Raw genomic sequence first — 13,556 nt, forward strand, 5'->3', positions numbered from 1 at the left:
AGATTACGCTTTTTCAACCAAGAATAAAGGTTGATCAAATTCTACAGGACTTGCATTATCAACTAAGATTTTAACGATCTTTCCAGAAATCTCTGAATCGATTTCGTTAAACAATTTCATCGCTTCGATCACACAAACCGTTTTTCCTGGAGCGATTTCCGTTCCTACTTCTACGAAGTTATCTTTATCTGGACCTGGAGCACGGTAGAATGTACCGATCATAGGGGACTTAACTGTATATAAGTTATCTGCTACGGGGGCCGGTGCAGCTGGCGCCGCAGGTGCTGCCGCTGCCGGAGCTGCTGCTACTGGAGCCGCTGCTGGTGCTGCAGAAACCACACTTACTACCGGTGCTGCTTCTCCGTGTTTCTTAACAGAAACTTTTAAACCTTCTGTTTCGATGCTAACCTCAGCTAATGGAGATTTAGCGATATAATCGAGTAATCGTTGAATTTCTTTAGTATCCATTCTTTTTGTTAATTAAACGCTACAAAGGTAGCTAATTATTTTACACGCTCAGCGTATGAATAGGTTCTTGTATCTACTTTAATCACTTCATCTTGTTCGATGAAAATAGGCACGGTAATCGTTGCTCCTGTTTCTACCGTTGCTGGTTTCTTAGGAGAGTTAGCCGTATCGCCACGAACACCTGGTTCTGTGTAAGTTACCTTCAATTCTACGAATGGAGGCAATTCGCAAGATAAAGCAGCATCGTTTTCTGTATTGATCAAAATCTCTACCTCTTGTCCTTCTTTCATCAAATCTGCCATCACACAAAGGTTTTCACCTAATAGGATTTGCTCAAATGATTCTTGGTCCATGAAGTTGTATCCAAACTCATCTTTGTAGATGAATTGGAATTTTCTACGCTCCACACGAACTGGATAAATCGCCACACCTGAGTTGAACGTGTTATCGATTACTTTTCCTGAAGTCAAAGAACGCAATTTCGTCCGAACGAAAGCCGGGCCTTTTCCTGGTTTTACGTGAAGGAATTCAATGATCGAGTATAAGTCGTCATTGTATTTAATCACCATCCCATTTTTAATGTCTGCTGTAGTTGCCATTTCTAATTATTTAGGGTCGTATGCCCATTTAACGTAAGCTGATCCCCATGTGAAGCCTCCACCGAAGGCCGCTAAGATCAGATTATCTCCTTTTTTTAGTTTGTTTTCGTAATCCCAAAGACAAAGCGGAATCGTCGCCGCCGTCGTATTTCCATATTTCTGGATGTTCAACATCACCTTATCATCGCTCACACCCATCCGATTTGCTGTCGCATCGATGATACGTTTGTTTGCTTGATGTGGAACTAGGTATTTAATATCGTCACCAGTCAAGTGATTGCGTTCCATGATTTCTGCCGAAACATCTGCCATACGTGTCACCGCAAATTTAAATACGGATTGACCTTCTTGGCGAATGTAATGCCATTTTGATTCCACAGATTCTACCGTAGGAGGGTAAGCGCTACCGCCCCCTTTTTGCATTAAGGATTCGCATCCTTCTCCATCCGATTTCAAGATAAAGTCTTGGACTCCTAAACCTTCGAAATTAGGCTCTAACATCACCGCTGCCGCGCCATCCCCAAAAAGAATGCACGTCGTACGATCCGTATAATCCACAATCGAAGACATTTTGTCCGCACCCACTACGATGATTTTCTTGTAACGACCTGATTCGATGAAGGCGGTACCCGCACCTAAGGCGTTTAAGAAACCAGAACAAGCTGCTGCTAAGTCAAAGGAAGCCGTTTCACGGATGCCTACTGCCTTGCAAATCAAGTTAGAAGCAGAGGGGAAAAAGTAATCTGGAGTCACCGTCGCACAGATCAGCATGTCTACTTCTTCTGGCTTGGTATTCGTTTTCTTCAAGAGATCCTCCACCGCTTTAGCCCCCATAAAAGACGTTCCTAGGCCTTCGCCTTTCAAAATACGTCTTTCTTTGATGCCGGTGCGAGAAGTGATCCACTCGTCGTTTGTATCAATGATTTTTTCTAATTCTTGATTCGTCAGCACATAATCCGGTACATATCCTGCGACTCCGGTGATGGCTGCACTTATTTTTTGGCTCATATTAATTATTGGTTCTCGATGGCGGCCTTAATCTTACCGCAAACATCTGATTCTACGACGGATCTACAAAGTTTGATCATGTTTTTGATTGCCAAAGGACTAGAAGCTCCATGTGCAATAATTACATTTCCATTTATCCCGATGATCGGGCTACCGCCGTATTTTTCGTAATTCGTATTCTCGACAAAGTCATTCGTGATGCCTTGGTCCTTCATGATCTTGTAGATAGATTCCCCCATCTTCAAAATAATGTTTCCCGTAAATCCATCTGTCACAATAACGTCTGCTTTGTTCTTGAAGAAGTCTTTCCCCTCGATGTTACCGATGAAGTTGATCTTCTTGTTCTCTTTCAAAAGGGCGTGAGTCGCTAGCGAAAGGATATTTCCTTTTTGTTCTTCTTCGCCTATGTTCATCAAACCTACGCGTGGAGCTTTCTTGCCAGTTGTCGCTTCAAAGTACACAGAGCCTAACACTGCAAATTGATCTAGCATCTCCGGCTTGCAATCCGCATTCGCGCCTATATCCAGCATTAAAGCATAGGTGCCATCCTCTTGTGGAACGAAACCTGCAATTGCTGGGCGAGAAATTCCTTCGATAGTTTTGACAGAAAATAAGGAACCGACCATCATAGCGCCGGTATTTCCTGCTGAAGCAAATACGTCTGCTTTGCCTTCTTTTAAAAGATGAAACCCAACTCCTATGCTGGAATTGGGTTTTTGAGATAGTGCCTTGGTCGGATGTTCACCCATTTCAATTACTTGATCCGCTGGAATGATGGCAATTTGCTTGCCTGCATACCCGTGTTTCGCTAATAATTGCTCGATGGTGTCCTGTGGACCTACGGCTAATATAGTGTCGTCGTTTGAAAGACTAGATAACGCTAAAAGTATTCCTTCAATTACAGCTTCTGGGGCATAATCCCCGCCCATCACATCAACGGCTATTTTCATTTAATTATGTTTAATTACTAAAGCTTTTGGCAAAAATAGCATTAAATTTAGTCAAAAAATAGCATTTTAACGGGATTTTTTCAGTTTTTCTGAAAAAACAGCGTAAAGCTGCAGTCTACCAGGGAATTACTTAACCGAGAATCCTTCTACGATCATTTTTCCTTTGTAGAACAAGTTACCTTCATGTACGTGAGCACGGTGATAAAGGTGAGTTTCGCCTGTTTGTGGATCAACTCCTAAATGTCTTGGAGTTCCGAAATCATGCGCTCTTCTTGTATCACGACGAGTAGTAGAGATTTTTCTTTTAGGATGTGCCATTGTATTGTTATTTATTAATTATTGTCTGTTAATTTTTTTAATGCTGCCCATCTCGGATCCATTTCTGGCTCCTGATCGGCTTTATTTTCGTCTTCTGGGTCTGTTGTATAAATCAACTCGCCATCTACATGCTCTTCTAGAGGTTTCACAAACCTAGGGTGCAACTTCTTCATGGGCACCTGCAAGGCAATGAAATCAAATAAATCTTGCGATAAATCTAATTTAGGCGACTTTCTGTCAAACAAGAATAAATTGTCTCCCATATCTTCATTGTGATCCGAATATTTGTAAATAATCTTCTCGTCAATGTGGATGGGGAATTCAAACTCCTCATTTGATCGATCGCAAATTAATTTCAAATGGCCGTCTATGATTAGTCTTACCTGAATCATGGTAGCCGATTTATCTAACGTCGCTTTTGCGTTAAATTCGCCCTTTTGGACCCATTCCTGCTCGAAAGCAGCGAAAAATTCGTCGTTCCCGGTGAAGGAATACGGGTATACTTTATCTTCTAAAGAAAGTATCGGTATCTGGTATGCTTCTAGGACGTTCATTTTCACTCTTGGGTAAAAAAGAATGCGAAATTACGAAAATATTCGAAAACAGCAATAGTAGCGCTGAACAAATTCGTAATTTCGAGGCATGAAGCATTGGAGTCCGGCTGTAAAAGCGTTTTTAGGGATCTTTATTTTTTACGAAGTAGGAGGCTGGCTTTTTGTCAGCGCCTACCAGCGTCTCGATCAGCTTCAGCTCATCAACGGTAATAACTCCCCTCTAGCAGACATGACCTTTCAGGTGTTAACTGCTACGGCTGAAGTCGTTTTACCCGTTTTGCTTTTGATTTACTTGTTTCGTTTTCAGAAAGTCTACGCTTTGCCTTATGTGTATTCCTATGCCTTATCTACCGGTTTGATTCAGGGATTAAAGCATTTGGTGTTCACTGACGCGCTTCGCCCCTTGGCTTATTTTGCCAGCTCAGGCATTAAATGGCATATCGTTCCAGGGTTATTAATTAGTGAATACAATTCAATGCCCTCTGGCCATACAGGGGCGGCTTTTTTCATGTTTTTTTGGGTGGCGGTGCTGTTGCGTCGCTGGTTTTGGGGGCTATTCGCCGGTTTGCTAGCCGTAGGCGTTGCCTATTCCAGAGTCTATTTATTTCAACATTTTCCGGTGGATACCCTCGTAGGGGCGGCCATCGGAGTAGGCTCATCTGCCTTATTTTATTCGATTCACTATGCTAAAAGCAGTTCAAAATAAACCTTACCTTTTCTGGGCGCTCGTGGGAGCGGCGGTCTACATACCTTTTTTAGGGTCGACCCATTTGTTCGATTGGGATGAGGTAAATTTTGCGGAGTCTGCCAGGGAGATGATTGTGACGGGGGATTTTTTAAGCGTCCAAATCAACTTTCAACCTTTCTGGGAGAAGCCACCTTTGTTCCTTTGGCTGCAGGCATTGAGTTTTATGACCTTTGATTCGTTCTCAGGTCAATCGGATATTTCGATGGAATTTGCCGCGCGTTTTCCCAATGCGATCATTGGGATTGCCACCCTTTGGTCACTATATGCGATAGGGAAGAAGACCTGGGGTGCGAATTTTGGGAACCTATGGGCCTTCTCTTATCTGGTCGCGATTACACCGCATGTGTATGCGAGTTCCGGGATTATCGATCCGCTTTTCAATTTATTGATATTTTTAGGAGTCTATTTCTTTTCGGAGTTCTTTCAAGATTCGACTCGTTTCAGAAATGTCGTATTTGCTGGGATTTCGATTGGCTTGGCCTTATTGACCAAAGGTCCCGCAGCTTTGCTCCTCTGGGCTTTAACCCTTTTGTTCGTAGGAATTTTATACCGTTCACGTATCAATGGCCGTTTGTTTACAGGCGCCATCGTAGCGGGATTGATCTCTGTGTTTTTCTTTGTGGCTTGGTATGGTCTAATAGCCTATAAATTCGGATGGCAGATTATTGAAGACTTCTTTAGCTATCAGGTGCGATTAATGACGACCGGAGATGCGGGACACGGGCAGCCCTTTTACTATCATTTTATTGTTTTGTTGATTGGATGTTTCCCGGTATCGATTTGGGCGGGAGCTCGTTTGTTTCGCTGGAAGCGGGAGGAATTGGACTTTTCGAACTGGATGAAAGTCTTGTTTTGGGTGGTTTTGATTCTGTTCAGCATCGTGAAGACGAAAATTGTACACTATTCGTCCATGTGCTGGATACCGTTGACCTATTTCTCGGCGGAGGTTTTGCAAGAATGGCAGGCAGGAGGATTTCGCTTTAACTGGAAATACAATACGGCGATAGGCTTTGTGGGATTATTATTAGCCACGGTGTTGACGGCGGTTCCATTGATAGGCCAAAACGCGGGCCTCATCGCTCCCTACATACAAGACGTATTCGTGCAAGGTAATTTGCAAGCACCCGTGTATTGGGCTGGTTGGGAGTTTTTGATTGGTTTGGTATTTGCTGTAGCTGTAATTTATTACCTGTTCACAAAGAAGTTACATACCTTAATGGCAGCGTCACTGGTGACGATTATGGCCTATATGGCGATAGTGGTACCTAAAATAGAGGGGTATACTCAGGCAACGGTGATTGATTTTTATATCGCCAAATTGGGCCAAAAAGTCTATATCGAGCCTGTCGGGTTCAAGTCCTACGCGCAGCTCTTGTATTTTCAAAAGCCCGCAGGAAGTCCCGCGGGCGATGAATTATTAGCTGCGAAAAAGCTGGATAGACCGGCTTATTTCATCCTGAAAGCAGATGCAGAAGATAAGTTTAAATACCATCCGAACTTGATCTTCCTAAAAGAAGAGAACGGATTTCTTTTCTACAAGCATCGCTAATTAAACTCCTGGGAAGAAGAATGCGCCTTCGATGGCTGCATTCTCGTCAGAATCCGATCCGTGAATGGCGTTAGCCTCCAAAGATTTGGCAAATTGCTTACGAATTGTGCCTTCCGCTGCTTCAGCCGGATTCGTGGAACCGATGAAGGTACGAAAATCAGCTACCGCGTTTTCTTTCTCCAAAATCATCGGGATAATCTCACTCTTCGACATGTAGTCGCAAAGGCTTTGATAAAAAGGACGCTCGCTGTGAACAGCATAAAATTGACCCGCTTGCTCTGGGCTCATTTTTAATTTCGTGATGGCTACGATTTTGTAACCAGCTTTTTCGATTTGTTGAATGATGGGACCTGTGTGACCGTCTGCGACCGCATCCGGCTTAATCATGGTAAAAGTTCTATTTGTTGACATTGGCATAATTTTGAACAAATTTATCTCTAACTTTGCGTTTGCCCAAATTTATTTCCGGCACACCTATTTTATGACCTCCATTTCTGAGTTAACAGCCCAACTAATTCCAGGCACAAAAGCTGTGATCACTGCCCATTACAATCCGGATTCGGATGCGATTGGTTCGACGCTTGCTTTCCAGGGATATTTGGCAAAAAAAGGGATTCTCGCAACGGTGGCGGTACCCTCTGCAGTATCAGCTAACTTGAAATGGATGCCTGGAGCGGCCGATATTTTAGCCTATGACGACATACTTCACAAGGTGCAAATCGATGCGCTGGTGGAGGAAGCTGATTTTATTTTTTGCCTAGATTTTTCGGGTATTCAAAGGCTGCACAACATGGCGCCTTTAGTACGCAAGTCGCGGGCTAAGAAAGTGGTGATTGATCATCATTTGGATCCGGAAGACTTTGGTGATTATTATTACCACCGAACGATTGCGGCGTCTACCTGTGAATTAATTTATGATTTGATTCTGGAGTGGGGTGATGAAAATCTGCTAGACCCAGCGATTGGATCGTGTTTGTATTCGGGCATTATGACGGATACCGGCTCATTTCGCCATCCGAACACCACGGCTCACGTGCACACTGTTGTCGCTGCTTTGATTGAATTAGGGGTGATTACGAATGAGGTACATCGCAAGGTATTCGACTCGTCTAGTATCGATCGTTTGAAGTTTATTGGTCATGTTTTAGGCCAAAGAATGGACTACTTACCCGAGTTTCACCTCGCATTCATGTGGATTACGGCGGAAGATTTAACAAAATTTAATTCTCAAGCAGGTGACACAGAAGGCATCGTAAATTATGGTTTGCAAATTACCGGTTGTGTGTGGTCTATCTTGATGATTGAGCGCCCAGACGGCGTAAAGCTCTCTTTTAGATCTATCGAACCTTTTGCAGTGAATGAATTTGCCTCGAAATACTTTGAAGGCGGTGGTCATAAAAATGCCTCCGGCGGACGTTTTTCAGGGGGAAGTTTAGAAGATGCGAAGAAAAAACTAATGGAAGTGTTACCTTTGTATCTTTCTGAAATAAATCGAGTTAAAAATTTATAAAATCAAAATCATGCGTAAACAACTAGCAGTAATTTTAGTAGCGGCAATGGCACTAGCTTCGTGTAACAATGTCGAAGTAGTAGACGGAGTTAAAATCCAAAAGCACGAACATGATGATAGCGCCGCTAAATTAAAAGAAGGTGATATCATTACGTTTGATTTAGTGATCAAAAACGATGCCGATTCTACCATCAAAGATTCCCGTAAAGAAGGAAAGCCTTTACAAGATTTAGTTCCTCCAGCTGCACCAGCAGGAGCATTCAAAGGTTCTTTTGAGAACGGTTTACGTTTATTATCCGTAGGAGATAGCGCAACGATTTTCGTTCCTGTAGATAGTTTGTTTAAAGACGCGAATCAACCTGTTCCTCCATTCTTGAAGCGTGGTACAGATGTTCGTTTCATCGTTAAAATCAAGAAATCTCAATCTCGTGCAGAATTCGAAAAAGAGATGACGAAATTATCTGCTGAGCAAACAGGCAAAGACGCTAAATTAATCGAGGCGTATGTAGCTAACTCAGGCAAGCAATTCACTAAGACTTCAACAGGACTTTATGCCTCCATTACAAATCCAGGCGCGGGCGAAGGTCCTCAAATGGGAGAGTCATGGGTAGTTAACTACATCGGTACGTTCTTGGACGGAAAAGAATTTGACAAAGGTGCAGGTGTTGCGATGCCTCCAGTAGGTCAATTGGTTCCAGGCTTTAACGAAGCATTAATGTTATTGAAAAAAGGAGGCAAAGGTACTTTTGTGATCCCATCAGCGTTAGGCTATGGTGCGCAAGGAGCTGCTCCACGTATCCCTGCAAATGCTATTTTAGTATTTGAATTAGAAGTATTGTCTAAGAAATAATTGAATGAAAGTTTTCGGATTCCTATTTATTGCCTTTTTTACGTTTTCATGTCTTTCTGATATTGCATTGGAAGATGATGTGAAGGCGAAAGAAAATAAAACACAAATTCTAGCCTATTTTGCTAGTCAAAATCAAACGCCATCTGCCTTGTCTGATGGTGGCTACTATTTTGTGACTAAATCGAATCCATCGGGGGAATTAGCGACGAAGGGTGATTCACTCTATGTACATTATGAGTTCTCAAACCTGGCAACAGGTAAGGTGCTAGATAGTACAAATCGGGCCACTAATTCTCCTTATTTTTTAAAGTACGGTGGCGGAAATCCTGTATTTGTCAGTTTGTTTACGGCCTTGCGTGAAGGTGAGCAAGCGACTTTGGTCATCCCAGGTACAGCCCAGGCGTTTCCAGATTTGCCAGCTTACACACCCATGAAGGTGAAAATTAAGTCGTATGTGGTTCGTACACAAGATGATTTGATTCGAGAATTCATCACCCGAAATGGATATGCAGTGACGGAAACGCAGACAGATGGACTTCGTTATATTCGTTTAAAGGCCGGAACGGGAGATATCCCTGCCCAAGGTAAGGTGGTGAAAATTAAATATACGGGACGTTTCTTAAGTTCCAAAGCCTTCGATGGTAATATGGCTCGTACGGATAGTTTGAGTGTAACCATCGGTGGAACGCAAACCGTTCCTGGTTTTCAAATGGGAATTGAGAAAATGCGTTTAGGCGAGAAAGCCGTTATTGTTTTCCCTTCAGCGCTTGGTTATGGAGTGAATGGTAATTCAAGCATTCCGGGTTATACTCCTTTGAGTTTTGAAATTTACGTGGCTAAAATTGAATAAGTATGCTTAAGTATTTGGTTTTATTTTTCGCGATAGCGTTAGGTATATCAAGCTGTTCTGTTGAGAATCCTGTTGAACAGGAGGTTTCTAAGAATAATACGGATATACAAAACTATTTAAAGCAACGTAATCTAACCTATCAAAGCACAGCAGATGGAATGTATTATTCGATCGCATCTACTGCTACTACTTCGACTCCTTCCGTGGCAGATTTAGTTACATTGCACTATAAATTAACTTTATTAGATGGCACTTTCGTTGATTCTACATCGAAATCAGCTAACCAGTCTAAGTCCATCGTTTTTGGGGTTTCTCAAAGCTTATTCACCTTACCCGTATCATTAATGAAAGCAGGGGACAAAGGCACTTTTTTGTTGCCTTCCTCTTTGGCTTTTGGGGCTAATACGTTTGGAAACGTACCGGCCTATGCCGTGATTAAAGCGGAAGTAGAAGTAGTTTCTATTAAGAACCAAGCCGATCAAATTACGGCTATGCAGACCACTTATGGATTCACAACACCTGAAAAAACCACTTCAGGCTTAGTTTTTCAAAAGACGGTAGAAAATCCAACGGGAGCAGCCATCGTGACCGGCCAACTAGTGAAAGTGAATTATGTGGGTCGTTTAGGCTATGGGTACATCCAAACGGATGCTTCGAACAAGGTTATATATGATTCTAAATTCGGTTCAGGCACCTTGTCTTTTACTGCAGGTGCAGGACAGTTAATTTCTGGGTTTGAGGAAGCTGCCTTAAAATTAAAAGTGGGTGAAAAAGCCAAAGCTATTCTACCTCATACAAGTGCTTATGGCGCTACTGGTAATTCAACAATCCCAGGCTATTCTCCTTTGTATTTTGAAATCGAAGTAGTTTCAGCTCAATAATGCTCCCCATTCTTTATTTAGCCACCCAAAACAAGCACAAAGTCGAAGAACTTAGCGCCTTGCTACAGGACCACTTTGACGTTCGGGATTTAAGCACATTAGCGCTCACGGAGGAGATTCCAGAAACGGGTTCAACCTTAACAGAGAACTCTCTCCAAAAAGCCCGATACATCGCGGAAAAATTCCAAGTTTCTTGTTTAGCAGATGATTCAGGTTTAGAAGTAGAAGCCTTAGGTGGCGCTCCAGGCGTCTATTCGGCCCGTTACGCAGGTGAACCTAAGGATGATCAAGCAAATCTCCAATTATTGTTACAAAACCTTCAGGGAAAGTCAGATCGCAATGCTCGCTTTGTCACTGTTTTGACTTATTATTCAGAGGGTTCTTACCATTTTTTCGAAGGGGAGATAAAAGGCAACATCGTGGAGGTGCCCAGGGGTACGCAAGGTTTTGGGTATGATCCTATTTTTCAGCCTGAAGGAGAGCGAAGGACTTTCGCTGAAATGACTTTGGCAGAGAAGAATAAAATAGCCCATAGAGCGCGTGCTTTGGAGAAATTCAAAAACTTCTTAGACGAAACACAGAAATGTGCCGACGTATAGCGAAATATTCGCTTAGCTTGCTATTTTTGTAACGTTTGCATCATAAAACCCCCACCATGAAATTGAAATTCAGCATTTTGCTGGCTTTTTTCTTATACTTTGCGGTTTTTCCCTCTCTCGGTCAATTTGTGATTAAGGGACGTGTTACGGATGCAAAGAACGGGGACCCCATTCCATTTGCATCGGTAGGACTTGTAGGCGTAAGTCAAGGTGCTACGACGAACTTTCAAGGGGAGTTTACGTTAAATTCAAAATATTCAGCGGATAGTCTTTTTGCCTCCTTTGTAGGCTATAAAAAGCGTGTAAAGAAAATAACGCGTGGGTCTAAATTACAGGAAGTCGAATTTCAGTTAGAACCTACCGGCCGCGAAATGGCAGAGGTAATTGTGTATTCGGGCGAAAATCCGGCTTTTAAAATCTTACGTGGAGTAATTCGCAACCGGGCGAAGAACGATCGTTCGAAGCTTTCTGCCTACGAGTATGACTCCTATGCAAAGATGGAGCTTGATGTGGATAATATCTCAGAGAAGTTCAAGGAGAAAAAGGTGATGAAAGACATCGCACAGGCGATTAAGAAGTTTGAGAAGATCGCCGGAGAGGATGGGAAACTTGTTATACCTACCTATATCTCGGAGTCCGTGGGTAAGTTTTATTATTTAGAAAGCCCACAACGTAAGAAGGAAACCATCACAAAAACGAATATTAAAGGAGTAGGAGTGAAGGATGGGTCCTTGATTTCGCAGTTAGTGGGCGGTAATTTGGTGGCGAATTATAATTTCTACCAAAACTATGTCGGCTTTTTTGGAAAGGATTTTGCGAGCCCGATCGGTGATAATTGGAAAGGGAATTATAGTTATTTCCTAGGGGATACGGTCAATGTGGATGGCCATGTTTGCTATCAAATGGATTTTGATCCCAAGAATCCAATGGACTTGGTATTTAGGGGCCAAATGTGGATTGACACCACCTCCCTTGCCTTAGTACAAATCGATGCGGCTGTAGATAAAGGGGCTAATTTGAACTTTATCGATAAGATTAAAATCTCTCAGGAATTAGAACAAACCAGTTCGGGCGCTTGGCTTCCGGCTAGAACCCGATTCCTGATTGACTTAGAAGAAATCACGAAAGGTAGTGCCGGGATGTTATTGAAGATGTACATCTCAAATAAAGATTTTGTGGTAAATAAACCGCACGAATTAGGCTTCTATGATTTAACAACGGAAGTGGCAGAGGATGCGATGCAGCCTAATCCCGAGTTTTGGAAATATGCCCGACACGAACCACTAAGTACACAAGATTTGATGGCCTCAGCTTTGATAGATTCGGTTCAAAATCTGCCTGTTGTTCGAACCTATGTGGAAATTGCAGAGATTGTTTTGAGTGGATATAAGAAGTTCAATGACATTGAAGTAGGTCCTTATGTATCCAGTTTTGCAGTCAATAAAATTGAAGGGGCTAGATTTCGTTTAGGTTTTAGAACGAATGCAAACTTTGATAAACATTGGATCTTGCGTGGAAATGTCGGTTTTGGGACGAAAGATTTAGTGCCTAAGTATGCTGCAGAAGTGAATTACCTCTTCTCTAAAAAGAAATGGACCGTGGCTGGTTTACGGCATTCGTATGATATTGAACGTGTAGGTTTAACGCCTGAACTGATAGGAGATAATAAATTATTCTATTCGTTTACGCGGTGGGGCGCCTTCTCTGGAGCCTTCTTTAGACGCGAATCCGAAGCCTTTTTCTCGTCAGAAATACAAAAAGGATTAACGGTCACGACTTCTTTGAATACGCGTTCATTTGATCCTTTATTTCGTTTTCAATTCCGACTAAATCCAGAGTTAGGACGTGCGTCTGCGGTTCAGGATTATTACCAAGAAACATTCGCGACGGTAGAGTTGCGTTTTGCTAAAAACGAGACTTTCATTATGAATGGCAACGAGCGAATTACGTTAGCTACGAAACGTATTCCTGTCATCACGTTGAAATACCAACATGGATTCAAGGGATTTTTAGGCGGTGATTTTACCTACGACCGCGTTACCTTAAAGGCATACCAAACCTTCCGCTTAGGTACTATGGGTCGCTCGGATTATACGTTTACCGCCGGTTATACGCCATCGAATTTACCAGCACCATTGTTGTTTCCTCACTTAGGAAATGAGACGTTCTTCTTTGTTCGTTCAGCCTATTCCACGATGAATTACTTTGAATTCGTGAGTGATCAGTATGCTTCGATTCAGTACAATCATAATTTTGAGGGTTTATTATTTAATCGAATCCCATTGATTAAGAAGTTAAAGTGGCGTTTCATTGCTTCGGGTAATATTTTGATGGGTAGTCAGCGATCTGCAAATCGAGAAATAATGAAAGATGTGAATAGTCCGTTACGGTCTAAATTTTTAGATCAATACTCCTTTGATTCCTTAGATCCGAACAAGCCATTTGCTGAAGTCGGTTATGGTATTGACAATATTTTCAAGATTTTACGCGTGCAAGCCTTCCATCGATTGACCTATTTAGATCATGGTAATCCACAGCGATTTAGGTTGATGGCCTCTGTTAATTTCTCATTTTAGAACATTACAAAGACGAAAGTTTAAACATTTCAAGAATGTTTTTGATGTATTTGATTTCATAAACTCGTCGCCCTATATTTACAAGGTTACAACCAA

General features: G+C 42.2%; 15 protein-coding genes. 8 read left to right on the plus strand and 7 right to left on the minus strand.

Going from position 1 to position 13,556, the window contains the following annotated elements; translation table 11 throughout:
* Positions 1-3: 3 nt before the first annotated feature.
* From accB to G9X62_RS02395, 6 genes are all read right to left on the minus strand, one after another.
* On the minus strand, positions 4-468 hold the full coding sequence (accB, locus tag G9X62_RS02370; RefSeq protein ID WP_223131215.1) for an acetyl-CoA carboxylase biotin carboxyl carrier protein: 465 nt from the start codon (positions 466-468) through the stop codon (positions 4-6).
* A 35-nt stretch (positions 469-503) separates the two neighbouring features.
* Positions 504-1,067, minus strand: a complete 564-nt coding sequence (efp, locus tag G9X62_RS02375; protein WP_223131216.1) for an elongation factor P — start codon at positions 1,065-1,067, stop codon at positions 504-506.
* Between the two features lie 6 nt (positions 1,068-1,073).
* Entirely contained in the window at positions 1,074-2,075 is a 1,002-nt protein-coding gene (locus tag G9X62_RS02380; RefSeq protein ID WP_223131217.1) for a beta-ketoacyl-ACP synthase III, read from the minus strand.
* A gap of 5 nt (positions 2,076-2,080) precedes the next feature.
* Positions 2,081-3,025 (minus strand): phosphate acyltransferase PlsX, encoded by a 945-nt coding sequence (gene plsX / locus G9X62_RS02385; RefSeq protein WP_223131218.1) that lies wholly within the window; start codon positions 3,023-3,025, stop codon positions 2,081-2,083.
* Positions 3,026-3,151: 126 nt separating this feature from the next.
* A complete protein-coding gene (rpmF, locus tag G9X62_RS02390) occupies positions 3,152-3,343 on the minus strand; it encodes a 50S ribosomal protein L32 (protein WP_223131219.1) in 192 nt (63 codons plus the stop codon).
* A gap of 14 nt (positions 3,344-3,357) precedes the next feature.
* Positions 3,358-3,897 carry a YceD family protein gene (locus tag G9X62_RS02395; RefSeq protein WP_223131220.1) on the minus strand — a complete coding sequence of 180 codons (540 nt, stop codon included), beginning with the start codon at positions 3,895-3,897 and terminating at the stop codon, positions 3,358-3,360.
* Between the two features lie 88 nt (positions 3,898-3,985).
* On the opposite strand from G9X62_RS02395, the gene G9X62_RS02400 reads away from it, so the two are divergent.
* Positions 3,986-4,603 carry a phosphatase PAP2 family protein gene (locus G9X62_RS02400; RefSeq protein WP_223131221.1) on the plus strand — a complete coding sequence of 206 codons (618 nt, stop codon included), beginning with the start codon at positions 3,986-3,988 and terminating at the stop codon, positions 4,601-4,603.
* Positions 4,581-6,194: an ArnT family glycosyltransferase gene (locus G9X62_RS02405; RefSeq protein WP_223131222.1), complete on the plus strand. Its 1,614-nt coding sequence runs from the start codon at positions 4,581-4,583 to the stop codon at positions 6,192-6,194. Before G9X62_RS02400 ends, G9X62_RS02405 begins: the two co-directional genes overlap by 23 nt.
* Here G9X62_RS02405 and G9X62_RS02410 read toward each other — a convergent pair whose 3' ends face one another.
* Positions 6,195-6,605 carry a nucleoside-diphosphate kinase gene (locus G9X62_RS02410; protein ID WP_130922878.1) on the minus strand — a complete coding sequence of 137 codons (411 nt, stop codon included), beginning with the start codon at positions 6,603-6,605 and terminating at the stop codon, positions 6,195-6,197.
* Between the two features lie 10 nt (positions 6,606-6,615).
* On the opposite strand from G9X62_RS02410, the gene G9X62_RS02415 reads away from it, so the two are divergent.
* The 6 genes from G9X62_RS02415 to G9X62_RS02440 are packed head-to-tail and all read left to right on the plus strand — an operon-like array spanning position 6,616 to position 13,460.
* On the plus strand, positions 6,616-7,704 hold the full coding sequence (locus tag G9X62_RS02415; protein ID WP_261345536.1) for a DHH family phosphoesterase: 1,089 nt from the start codon (positions 6,616-6,618) through the stop codon (positions 7,702-7,704).
* A 10-nt stretch (positions 7,705-7,714) separates the two neighbouring features.
* Positions 7,715-8,554 (plus strand): FKBP-type peptidyl-prolyl cis-trans isomerase, encoded by an 840-nt coding sequence (locus G9X62_RS02420; RefSeq protein ID WP_223131223.1) that lies wholly within the window; start codon positions 7,715-7,717, stop codon positions 8,552-8,554.
* A 4-nt stretch (positions 8,555-8,558) separates the two neighbouring features.
* Positions 8,559-9,404 (plus strand): FKBP-type peptidyl-prolyl cis-trans isomerase, encoded by an 846-nt coding sequence (locus G9X62_RS02425; RefSeq protein WP_223131224.1) that lies wholly within the window; start codon positions 8,559-8,561, stop codon positions 9,402-9,404.
* 2 nt (positions 9,405-9,406) lie between these two features.
* The gene (locus tag G9X62_RS02430; protein WP_223131225.1) at positions 9,407-10,285 is read left to right on the plus strand and encodes an FKBP-type peptidyl-prolyl cis-trans isomerase; all 879 of its coding nucleotides are present in this window, start codon (positions 9,407-9,409) and stop codon (positions 10,283-10,285) included.
* Positions 10,285-10,884 carry an RdgB/HAM1 family non-canonical purine NTP pyrophosphatase gene (rdgB, locus tag G9X62_RS02435; protein ID WP_223131226.1) on the plus strand — a complete coding sequence of 200 codons (600 nt, stop codon included), beginning with the start codon at positions 10,285-10,287 and terminating at the stop codon, positions 10,882-10,884. Before G9X62_RS02430 ends, rdgB begins: the two co-directional genes overlap by 1 nt.
* Positions 10,885-10,940: 56 nt before the next feature.
* Positions 10,941-13,460 carry a DUF5686 and carboxypeptidase-like regulatory domain-containing protein gene (locus G9X62_RS02440; RefSeq protein ID WP_223131227.1) on the plus strand — a complete coding sequence of 840 codons (2,520 nt, stop codon included), beginning with the start codon at positions 10,941-10,943 and terminating at the stop codon, positions 13,458-13,460.
* Positions 13,461-13,556 lie beyond the last annotated feature (96 nt).

The sequence above is a fragment of the Aquirufa lenticrescens genome (genome assembly GCF_019916085.1).
Taxonomy (GTDB): Bacteria; Bacteroidota; Bacteroidia; order Cytophagales; family Spirosomataceae; genus Aquirufa; species Aquirufa lenticrescens.

Excerpts from the sequence above, each read along its gene's own strand:
- accB (WP_223131215.1), bottom strand. The coding sequence starts at position 468 with ATGGATACTAAAGAAATTCAACGATTACTCGATTATATCGCTAAATCT.
- efp (WP_223131216.1), bottom strand. The coding sequence starts at position 1,067 with ATGGCAACTACAGCAGACATTAAAAATGGGATGGTGATTAAATACAAT.
- G9X62_RS02380 (WP_223131217.1), bottom strand. The coding sequence starts at position 2,075 with ATGAGCCAAAAAATAAGTGCAGCCATCACCGGAGTCGCAGGATATGTA.
- plsX (WP_223131218.1), bottom strand. The coding sequence starts at position 3,025 with ATGAAAATAGCCGTTGATGTGATGGGCGGGGATTATGCCCCAGAAGCT.
- rpmF (WP_223131219.1), bottom strand. The coding sequence starts at position 3,343 with ATGGCACATCCTAAAAGAAAAATCTCTACTACTCGTCGTGATACAAGA.
- G9X62_RS02395 (WP_223131220.1), bottom strand. The coding sequence starts at position 3,897 with ATGAACGTCCTAGAAGCATACCAGATACCGATACTTTCTTTAGAAGAT.
- G9X62_RS02400 (WP_223131221.1), top strand. The coding sequence starts at position 3,986 with ATGAAGCATTGGAGTCCGGCTGTAAAAGCGTTTTTAGGGATCTTTATT.
- G9X62_RS02405 (WP_223131222.1), top strand. The coding sequence starts at position 4,581 with ATGCTAAAAGCAGTTCAAAATAAACCTTACCTTTTCTGGGCGCTCGTG.
- G9X62_RS02410 (WP_130922878.1), bottom strand. The coding sequence starts at position 6,605 with ATGTCAACAAATAGAACTTTTACCATGATTAAGCCGGATGCGGTCGCA.
- G9X62_RS02420 (WP_223131223.1), top strand. The coding sequence starts at position 7,715 with ATGCGTAAACAACTAGCAGTAATTTTAGTAGCGGCAATGGCACTAGCT.
- G9X62_RS02425 (WP_223131224.1), top strand. The coding sequence starts at position 8,559 with ATGAAAGTTTTCGGATTCCTATTTATTGCCTTTTTTACGTTTTCATGT.
- G9X62_RS02430 (WP_223131225.1), top strand. The coding sequence starts at position 9,407 with ATGCTTAAGTATTTGGTTTTATTTTTCGCGATAGCGTTAGGTATATCA.
- rdgB (WP_223131226.1), top strand. The coding sequence starts at position 10,285 with ATGCTCCCCATTCTTTATTTAGCCACCCAAAACAAGCACAAAGTCGAA.
- G9X62_RS02440 (WP_223131227.1), top strand. The coding sequence starts at position 10,941 with ATGAAATTGAAATTCAGCATTTTGCTGGCTTTTTTCTTATACTTTGCG.